The following is a 13,771-nucleotide window of genomic DNA, read 5'->3' as shown; positions in this document are numbered from 1 at the left end:
CTCGGGCACGCTCCCGTACCCCCTTCTCACCCTCCGCACAGTTGGCTGATTTGCGTTCTGAAAACGCTGGTAAGAGCCAAAAGCACATCCCCGCACAAGCCGGATACTCTCAACCGACAATGTGACTTGAGTCACAGAGGGCGGTATTTGTTGACCCTGTGTACCGAGTGGACAGCTCGCTGTGATTCAGTGGCCGGGAAACCGTGCCAAGGACCGGGCGCGGACGACCGTACGCACACCGCTATACGAAGGCCGAAGAGATACCTGGAGTCTGCTGTCGAGGTCTCGGGGAGAGCGAGCATGGAGACCGAGTCGGAGCCCTACGTCCGCCTTGCGACCTTGCGGCAGTTGCACAAGGTGGTGGCCGAGCTCAACGGAGCCGGCAGCCTCGCCGACACGCTCCAGAACGTGGCCGACGGCGTGGTGACCGGCCTCGGCTACGAGCTCGCCTGCGTCAACCTCGTCCGCTCCGACGGCGATCTCGTCGTCGCCGCCTTCGCGGGCAGCGCGGCCGCCGAGGCCCTCATCACCGGCCGGGTCGGCCCCCGCGCCTCCTGGGACCGCCGGCTCTCCATGGGCGAGGCCTGGGGCGAACTGCGGTTCATCCCGCACACCGAGGGCTGGGTCCTCATCGAGGACGACGTCCCCCAGTGGCACACCGAGGGCCCCGAGCCCCGGTTCGAGGACGAATGGCACCCCCGCGACCGCCTCTACGCGCCCATGTACGGCTCCGGCGGCGGCCGGGAACTCCTCGGTGTGATCTCCGTCGACCGCCCCCGCAACGGCCGCCGCCCCGGTCCCTGGGGCCAGGAAGCCCTCCAGATGTACGCCTCCCAGGCGGCCATCGCGATCAGCAACGCCCGGCTCCGAGCAAATATGCAAAGGGCGCTGGTCCGGCTGGAGCGCGAGCAGCAGGCGCTCCGCTCCAGCGAGGAGTCCTTCCGCCAGGCCTTCGAGTACGCGCCCAGCGGTATGGCCATCGCCGAGATGGGCGGCGACCAGCACGGCAGGCTGCTGCGCACCAACGACGCGCTCTGCCGCCTCCTCGGCCGCCCCGCTTCCGTACTGCGCCGCTACTCCTTCGCCGACCTCGTCCACCCCGAGGACGTCGGAACCCTGCTGCGCACCTCGGCCGAGGGCGGCCGGGCCGAGATACGCCTCGGCCGCCGCGACAGCACCTACGTCTGGGTCTCCCTCCGCAACTCCGTCGTCGCCGACACCGCCGACGGCCCGCGCTTCCTCCTCACCCATGTCGAGGACATCGAGGACCGCAAACGCCATGAGCTGGCCCTCGCGCACCGCGCCTCCCACGACGCCCTCACCGGCCTGCCGAACAGCGCCGAGCTGCGGTCCCGGCTGAGCGCCAAGCTCTGCGAACGGCCCGGGACGGTCCGGGTCCCGTCGGCCGGACCCCCGCCGGGCACCGGCCCCGGCCCGTACGACTACGAGTTCGACGGCTCCTACGAGTACGAATACGACTACGAGGCCGACACCGAGGCGATCTTCAACTCCGAGGGCTACTCCTTCGGCCACTCGGGCAACCCCTACGACCACCACGTCCACGTCGTGGCGCCCGAGAGCGACGACGACGGCACCAAGGGCCTCGCGGTCCTCTTCTGCGATCTCGACGGTTTCAAGTCGATCAACGACCGGTTCGGTCACCAGGCGGGCGACGAGGTGCTGATCGAAGTCGCCCGGCGGCTGACGACCGGGGTCCGCGAGGGCGACACCGTCGCCCGGCTCGGCGGAGACGAGTTCGTGGTCCTGGCGGACGGGCTCGGCGTCGCGGACGCGGCCGACCTCGCCGCCCGCCTGCGGAACGCGATCATCCTGCCGATCCGGACGGGCGGCCGCGCGGTCCGGGTCGGCGCCAGCTTCGGCATCGGCTGGGCGAGCTGCGGAATGACCGTGGACGCGGTGCTGACCTCGGCCGACGAGAGGATGTACGTGGAGAAGCGGTCCCGTTCGAAGGTGCACCGGCGTGCGGGCTGACCCGGCGGACACCCGCGGCCCGGGGGACGGCCTCGGGGACGGCCCATACCATCCGGCGCGCTCCGTATGCCACTTGCGCCGCGTCTGTATCACTCCTGTGCCCAACCCCTCATTGACCCGGTATCCAACAGCCGTACGCTCTGAGGGAGAAGCGGGTACGCGGGCCCCGGCCGGGCGCCCCCCGGTCCGTACGATCACGGTCAACACCGACGGATCGGTTCATTCGAACCGGGTAGGCTCGCCCGCGTCGGCGTACCGCCGGCGACATGGTGAGGAGTGACAGGGATGACGGCCGCGAACAACGGCGGTAGCGCGCCGAACGGCAGCACGCCCGAGGACGACGACCCGTTCGGTTACCTGTACGAGGACGGGCAGGCCGCGGGTGCGACCCGGCCCGGCGGCGGCCAGGGGCGCGGAGGCTACGGCTACCCGGGACCGGCACAGCCGGGCGTCCCGAGGACGTCGTACAACCAGGTGCGCGCGGTCGGAGAGCGCCAGTACGGTCACCACCAGGGCGCCCCGCACCCCGGCTACGGACAGCAGCAGTACACCCAGCACCAGCAGCAGCCCTACGCCCAGCCGAACCCGCAGTACGCGGCACCGGAGACCTACCCCGGCGGCGGAGCACCCGGCCACCCCGGCAGCGGTCCCGACACCGTCGCCTCGGGCGGCGGCCGAGGGCGGGGCCGCGGCCCCAACAACAAGGGCCTGCTGATCGGCGCCCTCGCCGTGGTCGCGGTCGTGGTGGCCGGAATCACCGTCGCCGTTCTCTCCAACGAGAACGACAAGAAGAACAACACGACCGACAGCCAGAACACCAACAACACCGGTCCCAGCCCCTCCGCGGAGGACCCGGACAACAAGCCGACCGAGCCCAAGGAGGGCGAGGACGGCGAAGACTCCGACAAACTGCCCAAACAGGACGCGGTCACCCTGAAGCTGGGCGGCGCGGCGGAATCCGGCACCGGAATCAAGGGCGCGGAAGGCACCGGCGGCGCCTACGTCACCAACTTCAACCAGGTCGGCGCCTCGGTGACCTGGAAGGCGGGCATCAAGGAAGCGGGCACGTACAAGCTGTACATCCGCTACACGATCCCCATGAAGGACGCCAACGCCACCCTCTCGATCAACGGCAAGCCCAACTCCAACGCGATCCGGCTGCACAACTTCCGGGGCTCGACGGACCCGGCGCTGGAGAACAACTGGCAGACCACCTGGACCCAGATGAACCTCCAGAAGGGCCAGAACGAAATCAAGATCTCCTGCGAGACCGGAAACCAGTGCGATGTGACCCTCGACTGGCTTGAGGTCCGCCGAGGCTGATTTTTTGAGGGCTCGGTTCGCCTCCGGGGCGCTTTAGACGCCATTTCAGTTGGCGTGATCTTGCGGCAGTCTGGGGTGATGGCTGCTGCGCTTGTCGAACGGTTGGCGCCTGAGGACTTGTGGGAGTTGTTCCAGCGGGTGGTGCCGCCGGCCCCGCAACGTCCGCAGGGTGGTGGGCATCGTCGTCGGGGGGATCGTGAGGTGCTGGCCGCGATCATCTTCGTGGCCACCTCGGGCTGTACCTGGAACCAGCTCCCGCCGGGCTTCGGGCTGTCAGGGGTGACGGCCTTCCGCCGGTTCGCCGAGTGGACCGAGGCCAGGGTGTGGGCCAAGCTCCACCGCCTGGTCCTGGACGAACTCGGCTCCCGAGGCGACCTGGACTGGTCGCGGTGCGCGATCGACTCCGTCAGCGTCCGGGCTCTCAAAGGGGGCGGCTGACAGGACCGAATCCGACCGACCGTGGCAAGAACGGATCGAAAATCCACCTCATCGTCGACCGCCGGGGCCTGCCCCTTTCGGTCGGCATCTCGGCCGCCAACCTCCACGACAGCCAGGCCCTCATCCCGCTGGTCTGCGGCATCCCGCCCATCCGCTCACGTCGCGGCCCGCGACGTCGCCGACCCGGCAAGCTGCATGGCGACAAGGGATACGACTACCGCCACCTGCGGCGATGGCTCGCCTCCCGAGGCATCCGGCACCGTCTTGCCCGTAAGGGCGTCGAGTCATCCCGGCGCCTGGGCCGTCATCGCTGGGTCGTGGAGCGGACCGTGTCGTGGCTGTCCGGATGCCGACGCCTCCACCGCCGCTATGAGCGCAAGCCGGAACACTTCCTCGCCTTCACTGCCATCGCCGCGACCCTCATATGTCATCGCAGACTCACCAAGTGAAATGGCGTCTTAGCAGATTTCTTCAGTCGATCGTGCTCGGCCGCTCGTTCCTCGCGGCCTGCGCGCGTTCTCCTTCCAGAAATCCGCGCGCCCCTTCGGCTCACTCGCCGGGTCCTGGGGGCGGGCGGGTCGTGAGCAGTGGGCCAGTGGGCCCCTGGGGTGAGCCCGGCTCACTTGCCGGTCCCACGGGCCGGGGAATTCGTGAGCAGTGAACCAGTGCCCCGGCTGGCGCGCCGGATCACGACGCGCGGCCTTTGTCTCCCGGCTTACACCACCGGCAGCAGCCCCAGGAAGTCCGCCACCGTCCCGGCCATCGCCTCGCGAGCCGGGACGAGGTGCTTCCTGGGGTCGACCGTGTCCGGGCGGGCTGCCAAGGACTCCCGTACCGCCGCCGTGAACGCGGTGTTCAGCGCCGTCCCCACGTTGATCTTCACCATCCCGGCGGCGATCGCGGCCCGGATCTCGGCATCCGGCACCCCCGAGGAGCCGTGCAGCACCAGCGGCACCGGTACCGCCTCCCGCAGCCGCCGGATCAGCCCGTGGTCCAGAGCCGCCGTCCGCTCCGTCATCGCATGCGAAGAGCCGACCGCGACCGCCAGCGCGTCCACCCCGGTCTGCGCGACATAGCCGGTCGCCTCGTCCGGATCGGTCCGTACCCCCGGAGCATGGGCGTCCAGCGCGGGCTCGCCCTCCTTGCCGCCGACCCGGCCCAGCTCGGCCTCCACCCAGATACCGTGCCGATGCCCGTAGGCGGTCATCTTGGCGGTCAGGGCGACGTTCTCGTCGTACGGCAGCACCGACGCGTCGAACATCACGGAGCCGAAGCCCTCACCGGGCGCCGCCTCCAGCAGCCCGGGCGTCACCACATGGTCCAGATGGAGCCCCAGCGGCGCCGTGGACGCACGGGCGACGGCCGCCGTGGCGGCGGCGATGGGGGAGAGCAGGCCGCCGTGGAACCGTACGGCGTTCTCGGAGATCTGGAGGATCGCGGGCCGCCCCGCGCGCTCCGCCCCCGCGGCGACCGCCTCGGCATGCTCCAGCGTGATCACATTGAACGCGGCGACACCGGTCCCGGCCGCGACGGCCGCCTCGACGAGCTCCCGCGTATGAACGATCGGCATGGTTCCCCCTGAGCTTCTGCGCTAGCTGTGCTCCGTGCGTTCGGTGACGGAGACGTCGGGGAGGAGCCGCTCGTACGCGGCCGCGTCGAACTCGCCCGCGGCCGGAGCCAGCACGGTCGCCGCCGACAGGGCCACGGCCCGCGCCAGCGTCTCCGGCCACGGCAGCCCCTCGACCAGCCCCGCCAGCAGCGCGGCGACCGCGGAGTCACCGGCACCGGTCGGGTTGCCGCGGACCGGCGCGGGCGGCGTGGCCTGCCAGACGCCGTCGGGCGTGGCGGCGAGCAGCCCGTCGGGGCCGAAGGACGCGGCCACCGCACGGGCACCGCGGCGCCGGGCGCCCAGCACGGCGCGCACCGGATCGCGGGCGCCGGTCAGCCGGGCCAGCTCGTCCGCATTGGGCTTGACCAGATCGGGGCGGGCGGCGATACCGCGCCGCAGGGGTTCGCCGTCGCTGTCCAGCAGGACGGGCACCTCGGCGGCCCGGGCCCGGCGGACCAGCTCGGCATAGGCGCCGACATGGATACCGGGCGGCAGACTGCCGCAGAGGGCGACCGCGCGGGCGTCCCTGAGCAGGGCGTCGTACGCATCGAGGAAACGGGCCCACTCGGCGGGCGAGACGGCCGGTCCGGGCTCGTTGAACTGGGTGGTGCTGCCGCTCGCGGCGTCCACGACGGCGACCGTCCGCCGGGTCGCGCCGTCGACGGGCACCAGCGCGTCGTGCGGGGCGAGGGGTGCGAGCAGCTCGCGCAGAACCGTTCCCGCCGGGCCTCCGGCGAAGCCGGTGACCACGGTCTCGTGGCCGAGGGCGGCCAGCACCCTGGCGACGTTGACGCCCTTGCCGCCGGGGCGCTCGCGGACGTCGGAGACGCGGTGCGTGGTGTGCGGGGCGAGGGCGGGGACCCGGTAGGTCACATCGAGGGCGGCGTTGAGGGTGACGGTCAGCATCACCATGGCGGGCACCGCCCCTTCGGCCTCGGTCGTCGTCCGGGTACGGTCCTGATCATGCCAAAAGGTCGGCGGTTGGCCCACCCCCCGGGCCAACCGCCTTGCGCTGTTCGAGCCGGAAAACGCCCTGTTCGGACCCGGTCCGGTGCCGGTGCGACGACCTCGTACGGCTACTTGGGCTCGACGATCCACTCGCCGCGCCGCATCACGCCCTTGAGCGCGAACTCGGCATCGAGGACCACCAGGTCCGCGTCCTTGCCCGGCTCCAGCGACCCGATCCGGTCGTACAGGCCCAGCAGCTTCGCCGGGTTCACCGAGATGGCCTGGACGATGTCCTCGACGGGGAGCAGGTCCACGGTCGCGGCCCGCCGGAAGGCGGTGTCCAGGGTCAGCGTCGAACCGGCGATGGAACCGCCTTCGACCAGCCGGGCGACGCCGTCGGTGACATCGACCGCCAGCGGGCCGAGCTGGTAGATGCCGTCCCGGAAGCCGGCCGCGTCCATCGCGTCGGTGATGAAGGCGACCCGGCCCGCGCCCGCCCGGTGGAAGGCCAGCTCCAGGGCCGCGGGGTGGAGGTGCGTACCGTCGTTGATCAGCTCGACGGTGACCCGCTCGTCCTCCAGCAGCGCCACGATCGGCCCGGGGGCGCGGTGGCCCAGCGGCGGCATGGCGTTGAAGAGGTGGGTGGCGACGGTGGCGCCCGCGTCGATGGCCTCGACGGTCTGCTCGTACGTGGCGTCGGTGTGGCCGATCGCGGCGATCACGCCGTGGTCGGCGAGGAGGCGTACGGAGTCCAGCCCGCCGGGCAGCTCGGTGGCGAGGGTGACCATCTTCGCCGTACCGCGGGCGGCGTCGATCAGCTTGCGCACCTCGGCCGGGTCGGGGTCGCGCAGCAGCTCCTCGCTGTGCGCGCCCTTGCGGCAGGGGGAGATGAAGGGGCCCTCGAAGTGGACGCCCGCGAGGTCGCCCTGCTGGACGATCTCGGCGAGTTCGGCGGCCCGTCTGGCCAGGAAGTCCGTGTCGGCGGTGACCAGGGAGGCGACGAGCGTCGTGGTGCCGTGCTCGCGGTGGGTACGGACGCCCTGGAGCACCTCGTCGGCGGTGCCGCCGGTGAAGGAGGCGCCGCCGCCTCCGTGGTTGTGGAGATCGACGAAGCCCGGAACGATCCAGTGCCCGGTCAGATCGCGGACGGGTGCGCCGGCGGGCGCCGGGCCCGCCTCCGCCGCGGTGATCTTCGTGCCCTCGACGGTGACCGTCCCGTTCTCGACGGCCCCGTTCGGCAGGACGACCCGGGCTCCGGTGAGGATCGTGCTGTCGGCGCGAGCGGCGCCCGCTGCGCTGTGGGCGAGTACGGCGCGTGCGGCCATTAGGCGGTTACCTCCGAGTCGGTGGCGATCAGATCCCAGGCGAGCAGCCCGGCACCCAGGCACGCTGCGGTGTCCCCGAGGGCGGCCGGGACGATGGCGGGCAGTTTCTGGAACGTGACGCGCTCCTCGACGGCCGCCCGCAGCGGTGTGAACAACGTTTCCCCCGCCTCGGCGAGCCCGCCACCGATGATCAGCGTGCGGGGGTCCAGCAGGGTGAGCGCCGTGACGAGACCGGCGGCGAGGGCGTCCACCGCGTCCTGCCAGACGGCGGTCGCCTTCGGGTCGCCGGACTCGACGGCCTTGGCGCAGTCGGCGGCGTCGGCGTACGGATCGCCGCTGGCCTCCGCCCAGGCACGTGTCACCGCGGAGGCGGAGGCGAGGGTCTCCAGACAGCCGCGCTGACCGCAGCCGCAGTCGGGTCCGTCGGGGCGGACCACGACGTGCCCGATCTCGCCCGCGTAGCCGTGCGCCCCGGCCTCGATGGTGCCGGCGATCCCGATGGCGCCCGCGATGCCGGTGCCGAGCGGGACGAACAGGAACCGGTCGATGCCGCGCCCGGCACCGATCCGCCCCTCGGCGAATCCGCCGGTGCGGACGTCGTGCCCGAGGGCGACGGGGATCCCGCGCAGTCTGCGGCTGAGCAGATCGCGCATGGGGACGTCGCGCCAGCCCAGGTTGGCGGCGTAGACCGCGATCCCCTGCGCGGAGTCGACGATCCCGGGGATCGCGACCCCGGCGGCGAGGGCGCTCCGCCCGAACTGGGCCACCCCGTAGTCCAGGAGCTCCTCCGCGAAGTCGAGGATCGACTGCACGACGGCATCGGCTCCGCGCTCGCGCCCCGTCGCCCGCCGGTCCTCGTAAAGGAGCGTGCCGTCCACCCCGACGAGGGCGGCTTTCATGCCGGTGCCGCCCACATCGAGGGCGATGACGTGTCTCACCCCGACAGTTTGGCGGTCGACCGGGGGATAGGTCTAGTCCACTACATCTAATTGTTGCGGAGTCATACAAATTAGAGGCGGGTGGTTGGCCGGGATATATGCCGCTTCGCCGGTGCGATTCGCCTCCCTGTTCCTTCTGGAGAGCACCACGGGAGGGTCGCCCTCCGGCCACAGGTGGTGCGATTCCAGCAAGCGCTTTCCCCGTGGGGCGGGTGCGGGAGGGTGCTTGGGGGCCCGCCCGCGCGGTCCGGCACCCCCGTCTGTCCCCCCGTCTGTCCCCCCGTCCGTTCCTCCGTCTGTTCCTCCACGGGAACTCGGTGGCCGGCCCCGCCCCCGGCTGGTTCGATGCGCGCATGAAACCTTCGCTCCCGCAGGGCTACGAGATCTCGTCCTCCCCCGACCGCCTCGACCGTGCGCTGATCCACCGGTGGCTGTCCACGGACGCGTACTGGGCCGTGGGCCGCCCGCGGGAGCTGCAGGAGGCGGCCATCGAGGGCTCGCTGAACTTCGGGGTGTACGAGACGGCGACCGGCTCCCAGGTCGGCTATGCCCGGGTGGTGACGGACCGGGCCACGTTCGCGTGGCTGTGCGATGTGTACGTCGCTCCGGAGCTGCGCGGACGTGGTCTCGGCAACGGGTTGGTGGCGGCGGTCCGCGACGAGGTCGCCGCGCTGGGCGTGTACCGGATCATGCTGGCCACGGCGGACGCGCACGAGGTCTATGCGAGGGCGGGCTTCGCACCGCTGGAGGAGCCGGGGAAGTGGATGGTGCTGGGCCGGGCGTGAGCCCGGGCCGCCCGCCGCCGTGCGCCCGAGCCCGTCACCGCTGACGAACGCGCGCCCCGGGCGCACCATCGGCGCCGTGCACCGACCGGGTCGGCGGGGGCCGGAAAGCGCCCTCACAGGCCTGTCCCCGGACCGCCACACTGCGGATACGGACCGCATGCGTACCGGAAGGAAGGGGCGGAGGCCATGGGGAAGCACGGGGACGGCAAGGGCGGCGCCGAGGGCGATCAGCAGCAGCCGCCGAGGGAGGCCGACGGGCAGTGGGACCGGCCGATCCCTCCGGCGGATCCCGACGAGGACTGAGGTGGGCACACCGGAAGGCCTGGTCGAGATCCTGACCCGGAAGGGGGCGATTCCCCCGGGCTGGGAGGAGACCGTCGCTGCTGTCCGGCGGGAGCTGTTCCTGCCGGACAGTTTCGAGACCGGGGGCCGGACGGTCTCCCGCGACCGGGAGCCGGAGCGCTGGCTGGAGTGCGTCTACGGGGACCTCGCGCTCACCACCCAGCTCGACGACGGCCGCGCCGCCCCCGAGGGCGCCTACCGGCTCCCCACCTCGTCCAGCTCGATGCCGTCGGTGATGCTGGAGATGCTGTCGCTGCTGCGGGCCGAAGAGGGCCACCGGGTGCTGGAGGCCGGGGCGGGCACCGGCTACAACGCGGCCTGGCTGGCGCATCGGCTCGGGGGCGGGAACGTCGTCTCCGTCGATATCGACCCGCTGCTGGCGGAACAAGCCGCGCGGAACGCCGCGGCGGCCGGAACGAGCCCCCGGATCGTGTGCGGCGACGCGGACCGGGGCCGGCCGGAGGATGCTCCGTACGACCGCCTGATCGCCACGTACACCGTGCCCCGCATCCCGTACGCGTGGATCGAACAGACCCCGCACGGCCGGATCGTCGCCCCCTGGGGCGGCAGTTTCTTCCACGCGAGCTTCGCCGTGCTGGATGTCGCGGACGGAGTGGGCCGGGGCAGGTTCCACGGCCACCCGTCGTTCATGCGGACCCGCAACAACCGCCCGTACCGCGGCCGGCTCGGGGACTTCCTCCACCACACCACCGAAGCCGAGGCAACGGCGACGACCCTCGACCCCCGCCGCCTCCTGCGGACCCCGGACGCGCTGTTCGCCGTCGGCCTGGCGCTGCCCCGCGCCTGGTACCACTGGGTCCGGGCGGAGGACGGCAGCGGTGAGGCGACCCTGTGGCTGCTCGCGGACGACCGCGCGTCCTGGGCGTCCGTCGACTATCTACCCGGCCAACGGGAGTATCTGGTGGAGCAGTACGGCCCCGAGCGGCTCTGGGAGACGGCCGAAGAAGCCTTCCGGCAGTGGGAAGGCTGGGGCACCCCGGAGCGCGCCCGCTTCGGCATCACGGTCTCGGAGGACGGCGAGCGGGTGTGGCTGGACCGGGAGGAGCGGGTGGTGGGCTGACCCCCGTGCGGTGACTAGCGGCGGCAGATCAGCAGCCCACCGAGGCAGGTGATGGTGAAGGCGCCGTGCTTGCGGATCTCGTCGGCCACGATCGTGCGGGCCCGGAGCCCGGGCTTACTGGTAGTCGCTGCTCACCCGTTCCGCACACTGTCCGCCCCGGCTACCTGCGCGGCGAATTCGTCCCACGAGAATGCGTTGTGCATCGCAGCGTCACGCACCATGCAGTAGCGGACGACCTTGGCCGGTTCGGTGATCAGTTCGATGTTGACGAGGTTGTCGGCATCGTCGAAGTGCAGCAGCGCCACCAAGCGCGAGTCGAAGAGCCAAAAATCTTCGGCGGGCAGCTCTGCGCGGTCGGCGTCCGCACGCCATAGGTAGCGGATGTCCTCGCCCACGGCCGCGTTGTGCCGGGCGTAGTCGAGGAGGAACCGCTGCTCTGTGGTGGGCGGGCTGTCCGCGACGCGCACCCGGCCGACCGTCTTGCCCGCCTCGGTCTGGGCCTTGATGTTGATGAACCAGGGCTCGTCGGGATCGCAGGGCGAGGACCCGGTGGCCAGGAACGCCTGGAAGTCGGGATCCTCACGGTCGGACGCGTAGCCGCGCCGTGTTTCCAGCCGCCAGGCGGTGTGCTTGAAGGTTTCGAAGAGACGGCGGAAGCCGGCCCCGTCCACGAATTCTGGCACCCGCTCCGGCTCCGTCACAGGGCTTCGATCACGACTTGGGTCCATACAGGGCCTCCAGCTCGGTCAGGACGTGCCTACGGCGAAAAAACGGCGATCTCGACGGCTTCCTCGTTCCCGGTCCGGGGGAGCGCCGCCAGGTCAGTTCGGACGGCGCATCGCTGTGTTGAGCCAGTCGAGCGGGTCCTGTGTCAGAAGCTCGTCGGCCAGCCGCTGTCCCGACTCGGTCACCAATCGTTTGCGGCTGTTGTCGATCCACCGCTGAGTGCCCCGGTAGCCCTGCGCTTGGTACTCGATGCCCTGGAGCATGCACTCCAGCTTGTCGGCGTCCCTGGCGCAGACCGCCTCGCGTGACTCGTTGGCCTCGTACTCCGCCACCAGCTCGCGCACGGTGTCCGCGAGGGTCTGGGGCATCCCGGCGGTCTGGTCCGCCGTCACCGCAAGCGGGTCGGCACCGTCCGCGTACTTCTTCCCCAGGTGGTTCACGTCCCCGGTCCGCGTCTCCTGCGAGTCGTGCCAGACCGCGAGGAACGCGGCCCGCGCCGGGTCGGCCCCTTCCAGTTTCGCGATCACGGAGGCGATCAGCGATGTCCGCCACGAGTGTTCGGCCACGCTCTCGGGGTCGCGCACCCCGGCCATCCACCAGCCGGTACGGCGGGCGTGCTTGAGCGTCCCCGACTCGTACAGGAAGCGCGCTACGGCGGACAGGTCTTCAGCCACGGGGTGCTGTCTCCTTTCACGCCTCGGCGAGGCGGATCGCGTATCGGAGGTCCTCCAGCTCGCGACGTGCTCGTGCCGAGAGCCCTGGGTAATCCAACAGCACGGGGATGCGTTCCCGCAGGACGTCTACTGATGGGACACCGCGGATGAGGAGGTCTTTCCGGGCGGTGAGGAGGGCCCAGAGCGTATGGACGTTCAGCTCGAAGAATCCGTGGACTGGGTCGAGCCCCTGAACCAGGTGCTGCATCAGCCGGTTCCCCGGCCAGATGCCCATACCTGAGGCGATGAAGTCGTCCGACAACTCGCGATCTGTCTCACCGACCCAATTGGCCCAGTAGTTGAGGTTGGCGGCTTCTCCCGCGTCATCGTCAACGAGCGTTATCGCGACAAAGTGCTCCATGCGGTCGCGATCCCCTTGCCGGGCCGCAACGGCTGCGAGGGACCGAGCGCCGAGCCACTGGGTCAACCAGTCCTTGCCTCGCGCGGTTCTCTGCTGGGCGACAAGCCAGTCCGCTGTGTCGGCAGTGTTGTCGTACCCCGACAAGTAGAGCGCTTGGCGGCGAAGGAGGAAGTTCTCACGGCCGTTCGCCTCTTCAGCGGTGCGCCGCATGACGGCGAAGAAGCGCAGCTGGTCCTCTCGTGCGAGTTCAGGTGCCTGAGGGACTGGGCCTCTGCGGGGGCGCGGAGACGGCGGCAGGCCTCTGAGAGGGGTTGGTGGTGTCTTACTGAGCGGCCAGGAGAGCACTTCGACGAGGTCACGTTGGAGTACCCAGGAACCCAGCGGGTGGTTCGGCGGCGATGGGTCGGGCTCCAGCAGACGGCAGAGCAGTACGTCTGCTTCCAGGGCCCGTTCCAGAACCGAGAGCAGTGCAGGCACGGTGCCGAGTTGAAGGAACCGATACCGGTATTCGACCATGTGTGCGACCGGTACTGCGGTCAGCGGGCGGCGTCCGGCTTCCCAACCGGCAATCGTGTCGGACGAGAGGCCGAGGCAAGTGGCCAGACTCTCTTGGGTGTGTCCCAACTGTTCGCGCAAGAGGCGAAATACGTAGCCGGAGATGATCCCGCCGCGATGACGGGCACATCCCTTACCGCCGGTCAGGGCGGTTGGGCTTGTTCTGCTCATGGTGTCCTCTGTGCCGCTGCTGCCCCCGGGTGTACCCGTACTGCTGGTCCCTTCTGGCGCCGACCACCGATTCCTAGGGTCTTTGCGTAACAGCAATTCAACTCAGCGTAGCGGGAATGGGGATGCCATGGACCTCGAAGCACGGAGCCGCATCAAGCGGGCGTATCAGGGGTCACTACCTCTGATCGGCAACGGTGCCGAACCGGGTGCCGCAGATGCATTCGTGCCGGCAGAGGGTGCGCCGGTCGTCCGCTCGGCTCTCCACTGGCCGCCGTGCAAGTGCGGGGCGGACATCTGCCCGGACGGCCCCCGCGCGGAAGAGTGCGTCCGCTGCGGGCGCCCTGTCGAAGCCACCCCCGAGACCGAGGTCTTCGACGGTTTCTCCGCCTCCGGCGCCCGTCCCGCGCTCTACGCGCACCCCGACTGCGGGTCCGCCGTCCGGCGCTGACCCCACGAGACCGCCC

General features: G+C 70.7%; 12 protein-coding genes and 1 pseudogene. 6 read left to right on the top strand and 7 right to left on the bottom strand.

Features of this window, described 5'->3' with window-relative positions:
• The first annotated feature begins 300 nt into the window (after nucleotides 1-300).
• From cdgB to B7R87_RS13690, 3 genes are all read left to right on the top strand, one after another.
• Nucleotides 301-1,992, top strand: coding sequence for a diguanylate cyclase CdgB (gene cdgB, locus B7R87_RS13700; RefSeq protein ID WP_006348489.1), 1,692 nt, complete (start codon nucleotides 301-303; stop codon nucleotides 1,990-1,992).
• A gap of 285 nt (nucleotides 1,993-2,277) precedes the next feature.
• The gene (locus B7R87_RS13695) at nucleotides 2,278-3,315 is read left to right on the top strand and encodes a CBM35 domain-containing protein (protein WP_006348490.1); all 1,038 of its coding nucleotides are present in this window, start codon (nucleotides 2,278-2,280) and stop codon (nucleotides 3,313-3,315) included.
• Between the two features lie 78 nt (nucleotides 3,316-3,393).
• Nucleotides 3,394-4,202 (top strand): IS5 family transposase gene (locus B7R87_RS13690; protein ID WP_198965074.1). Its coding sequence is split into 2 segments (ribosomal slippage): nucleotides 3,394-3,741 and nucleotides 3,744-4,202, totalling 807 coding nucleotides; the frame shifts between segments, so codons are not numbered across the junction.
• Nucleotides 4,203-4,468: 266 nt separating this feature from the next.
• Here the strand turns inward: B7R87_RS13690 and B7R87_RS13685 are convergent.
• The 4 genes from B7R87_RS13685 to B7R87_RS13670 form a co-directional block, all read right to left on the bottom strand.
• Nucleotides 4,469-5,323, bottom strand: coding sequence for a class II fructose-bisphosphate aldolase (locus tag B7R87_RS13685; protein ID WP_006348491.1), 855 nt, complete (start codon nucleotides 5,321-5,323; stop codon nucleotides 4,469-4,471).
• 21 nt (nucleotides 5,324-5,344) lie between these two features.
• Complete coding sequence (locus B7R87_RS13680) at nucleotides 5,345-6,271, bottom strand: 1-phosphofructokinase family hexose kinase (RefSeq protein ID WP_130585116.1); 927 nt, start codon at nucleotides 6,269-6,271, stop codon at nucleotides 5,345-5,347.
• A 167-nt stretch (nucleotides 6,272-6,438) separates the two neighbouring features.
• Complete coding sequence (nagA, locus tag B7R87_RS13675; protein ID WP_006348494.1) at nucleotides 6,439-7,635, bottom strand: N-acetylglucosamine-6-phosphate deacetylase; 1,197 nt, start codon at nucleotides 7,633-7,635, stop codon at nucleotides 6,439-6,441.
• Nucleotides 7,635-8,573, bottom strand: coding sequence for an ROK family protein (locus tag B7R87_RS13670; protein WP_006348495.1), 939 nt, complete (start codon nucleotides 8,571-8,573; stop codon nucleotides 7,635-7,637). The genes nagA and B7R87_RS13670 overlap by 1 nt, the downstream gene beginning before the upstream one ends.
• A gap of 353 nt (nucleotides 8,574-8,926) precedes the next feature.
• Here B7R87_RS13670 and B7R87_RS13665 point away from each other — a divergent pair, with 353 nt between their 5' ends.
• Both B7R87_RS13665 and B7R87_RS13660 read left to right on the top strand, forming a co-directional pair.
• Entirely contained in the window at nucleotides 8,927-9,358 is a 432-nt protein-coding gene (locus tag B7R87_RS13665) for a GNAT family N-acetyltransferase (RefSeq protein ID WP_040915847.1), read from the top strand.
• A gap of 304 nt (nucleotides 9,359-9,662) precedes the next feature.
• The gene (locus B7R87_RS13660; RefSeq protein ID WP_006348498.1) at nucleotides 9,663-10,781 is read left to right on the top strand and encodes a methyltransferase domain-containing protein; all 1,119 of its coding nucleotides are present in this window, start codon (nucleotides 9,663-9,665) and stop codon (nucleotides 10,779-10,781) included.
• 131 nt (nucleotides 10,782-10,912) lie between these two features.
• Here the strand turns inward: B7R87_RS13660 and B7R87_RS13655 are convergent.
• From B7R87_RS13655 to B7R87_RS13645, 3 genes and pseudogenes are all read right to left on the bottom strand, one after another.
• Nucleotides 10,913-11,476: pseudogene (locus B7R87_RS13655) on the bottom strand (DUF6879 family protein); the annotation flags it as partial.
• A gap of 126 nt (nucleotides 11,477-11,602) precedes the next feature.
• Nucleotides 11,603-12,181, bottom strand: coding sequence for an HD domain-containing protein (locus B7R87_RS13650; RefSeq protein ID WP_006348500.1), 579 nt, complete (start codon nucleotides 12,179-12,181; stop codon nucleotides 11,603-11,605).
• Between the two features lie 16 nt (nucleotides 12,182-12,197).
• Nucleotides 12,198-13,307 (bottom strand): helix-turn-helix domain-containing protein, encoded by a 1,110-nt coding sequence (locus B7R87_RS13645; protein ID WP_040915845.1) that lies wholly within the window; start codon nucleotides 13,305-13,307, stop codon nucleotides 12,198-12,200.
• Nucleotides 13,308-13,530: 223 nt separating this feature from the next.
• Here B7R87_RS13645 and B7R87_RS13640 point away from each other — a divergent pair, with 223 nt between their 5' ends.
• A complete protein-coding gene (locus B7R87_RS13640) occupies nucleotides 13,531-13,755 on the top strand; it encodes a hypothetical protein (protein ID WP_130585102.1) in 225 nt (74 codons plus the stop codon).
• The last annotated feature ends 16 nt before the right edge of the window (nucleotides 13,756-13,771 follow it).

The organism is Streptomyces tsukubensis (assembly GCF_003932715.1).
Lineage (GTDB): Bacteria > Actinomycetota > Actinomycetes > Streptomycetales > Streptomycetaceae > Streptomyces > Streptomyces tsukubensis.
Note: the sequence above shows the minus strand (reverse complement) of the source record. Positions and strands in the feature narration are given on the sequence as shown.